The organism is Natrinema soli, assembly GCF_028618695.1.
The window spans coordinates 1-2,885 of the sequence record NZ_JAQIVI010000717.1 but is presented as its reverse complement, the minus strand read 5'-3'; the positions used below and the strand labels follow the sequence as shown (position 1 = coordinate 2,885).

Genomic DNA, 2,885 nt, shown 5'->3' with positions numbered 1-2,885 from the left:
GGACTCCCCGTCGCCCGCGGTACCGTCCGCAGGGCCCGTTTCGGCGGCGCGGCGATACCACCAGACGCCGAGACCGGCCGCGATCACGGCGAGGAATCCAGCGGCGAGTCGGACTGGGGACGGCAACTGCGGTTCCGCGTCGCCGATCGTAACGGCCGATTCGGCCGTCGCGGCCTCGATGTTCGAGCCGCTCCCGTCGTAGACCGCAGTCACGGTCACTTCGCCTCCGTCGATCGAATCCGGAGCAGAGACGGTTTCCTCGAACGTCCCGCCCGCTTCGGTCGTGACAGTGCCGACGGTCGCGCCGTCGATTTGAATCTGTACGGGCTCGCCCCGAACGCCGTCGCCATCGGCCGTGGAGAGCGTCCCGTTGACCGTCACCCCACGGTCGCCGTCCGACAGCCCCTCGATCGAGAGTTCGCTCTCGGTCTCGCTGACTGTCACGCTCGTTTCGTCGGCCGCCGCGGCGAGGGCGCGGTCCTCGAACGGCAGACGGACGCTCAGTTCCTGTTGGCCGTCTTCGACGGCCGCCGGCAGCGAGACCGAGGTGTCGAAGATTCCGTTTCGGGCCACGGCAGTGCCGATTCGCTCTCCGTCGACGGTCACCGCGAGGGAGACGTTGTCAACGGCGACCCCATCGACTGTCAGCTCACCCGAAATCGAGTCCTGTTCGCCGTAAGACAACTCGCTCGGTGTCTCCTCCAGCGATACCGACGGCTCGGCTTGCTCGATCGAGACGCTCACGTTCGTCTCGTCGCCCAGATACGTTGATTGCGTCTCGGGGACGTACTGAATCTCAAGTTCATCGGCCGAGAGCGACTCGTTAGTCGGACGGTACTCGAGCGTGAACGCACCCGTCGAATCCGTCGTGACCCGCTCAGTGTGGTTTCCGATATCGAGTCTGATCTCCTCGTTCGCGATCGGAGTTCCATCTGTCGTTCGGAGTTCGCCTGTCGCAACCAGCGGTTCGAGGAACGAGATCGTCTCGCGTTCGGGTGTCAGCGTCAGCTCCGTTCCCTCGAATTGCTGTTCGCGAACGGCTTCCTGTTCGGCCTGGACGTCGTCGGTGACCTCCTCGACCGCCGTGTCTGGCTCCGAAAGATCGGACCCCGTCGTCCCCTCGATCGCGTCGTAGTTCTCACGAACGGACCCGCCGAGGGAGTCGATTTCGTCGGCGAGCATCTCGAGTTCGCGTGCGAGTTCGCGTGCCCGTTCCTCGTCGCCTACCTCACGGGCCGCCTCGTACTGCTCCTTCTTCTCACGATACTCCTGAACGGCTTCGGACAGCCGGGCCTGCTGCTCACCAATTTCCCTGAACTGTTCCTCGTGACTCTCCCCCTCGGTCTGCCCCGCCACGTCGACGTACTGACCCAGCCGATCGCGGTACTCCTCGTCGACGTGTTCACTGGCGAGCTCGTACTCGCCCTCACTGAGCTGGATCGCTCCCTCGCTGAGCTGGGACATTAGTTGATCCATCAGCACGCCCTCGACGCCCGCAAGGTCGCCGTCCTCGGAGTAATCGTCGGGATTCCGATGGGGGGTCGTCTCGTTTCGATCCTCGTCGGTGGCGTTTTGCTGGGCCACAACGTGCTGGACGGCATCGTCGTCGACTGCGACGGCCGAACCTGTTGTGACGATCCCGCCGGTAATCGCCACGGAGACGACGAACAGAGCGAGGATCAACGCGCGACCACCGGCGTTGTTCATAGCGGAGAGTTGAGACCCATCCCAATAAGGTATTCTCTCGAGTCGTATCCACTGCGAGTGATCACCCGGTCAGACCGGGATGACTCGACTCGGTGGCGAACGCTGACCGAGATCCCGCGCGCAACCAGTACTTTCAACACCGTCACCGAAATCTATCAAGGCATGAATCTCACGCGCCGCGGCTGGACGGTCGTTGCACTCGCTGCGGTGCTCGCCGTCCTTGCGGTCGTGTTTGCACGGCCGATCGTGCTCGCCGGGTCGGCCTTCCTGGGCGCGTGGCTGCTCGCTCACCAGTACCGCTTCATCCGGGATATCGAGCGCACGATCGACTCACTGTCGGTCATGCAGTCGCCCGCCCGGACGGCCGTCCGTACCGGAGACGAGATGCCGGTCACGCTCACTGTGAGGCGCGAGACCGAGACGGCATTGACCCTCGAGATCACTGCCGGGCTCCCGCTCGGTGCCACGACGACCGAACCGATCGCCGTGACGCTCGCGCCGAGCGTCGAGCGAGCGGATCGAACGCGAACGAGTCGCTGGCCCATCGCCGGCCGTCACTCGTTCGATAACGCGACCGTGACGGCGACGGACGGACTATTCAGCGAGACGATCACCGCGGGGACGATGCCGACCGTGGCCGTCGAACCGCCCAGCCCCCGGACGATTCACGTCGGTGAGGGAGGTGACCGGATCGCCGCCTCGTACGGGTCCCACGAGACCGGTCAGACGGGGTCGGGGATTGAGCTGGCGGAACTCCGCGAGTACGTGCCGGGCGATACGGAGAAGCAGATCGACTGGAAGGCAACGGCACGCCACGGGACGCCGTACGTCCGCGAGTACGAGGCCGAGACCGACCGACGAACGCTGCTGGTCGTCGACCACCGCGCCTCGCTCGCGACCGGCCAGCGAGCCGAGACGCAACTCGAGGCGCTCCGAGAAATCGCGCTCGTCATCGCGGGCAACGCACGCCGGTTCAACGATCCCCTCGGGCTCGTGACGGTCGGTGACGACGGGATCACGAATCACATCGGGATGGCCTCGTCGGTCGTCAACTACGACTCGGTCCGCCGCCACCTGCTCGAACTCGAGCCGACGACGGCGGACGCCACGCCCGTGGCGACCGCCTCTCGTCTGGACGGCCCGTCGTCGATGGCGGACGCGACGGCTGCGTCGTCCTC

General features: G+C 65.5%; 2 protein-coding genes. One reads left to right on the top strand and one right to left on the bottom strand.

Translation table 11 applies throughout. The annotated features are described in order from the left end of the window. The coding region (locus PGX04_RS30905; RefSeq protein ID WP_273741983.1) for a hypothetical protein at nucleotides 1–1,707 on the bottom strand (1,707 nt) is incomplete at its 3' end. Between the two features lie 162 nt (nucleotides 1,708–1,869). Between PGX04_RS30905 and PGX04_RS30900 the strand changes: the two genes are divergently transcribed. Beyond that, on the top strand, nucleotides 1,870–2,885 hold a 1,016-nt coding region (locus PGX04_RS30900; RefSeq protein ID WP_273741981.1), incomplete at its 3' end, for a DUF58 domain-containing protein.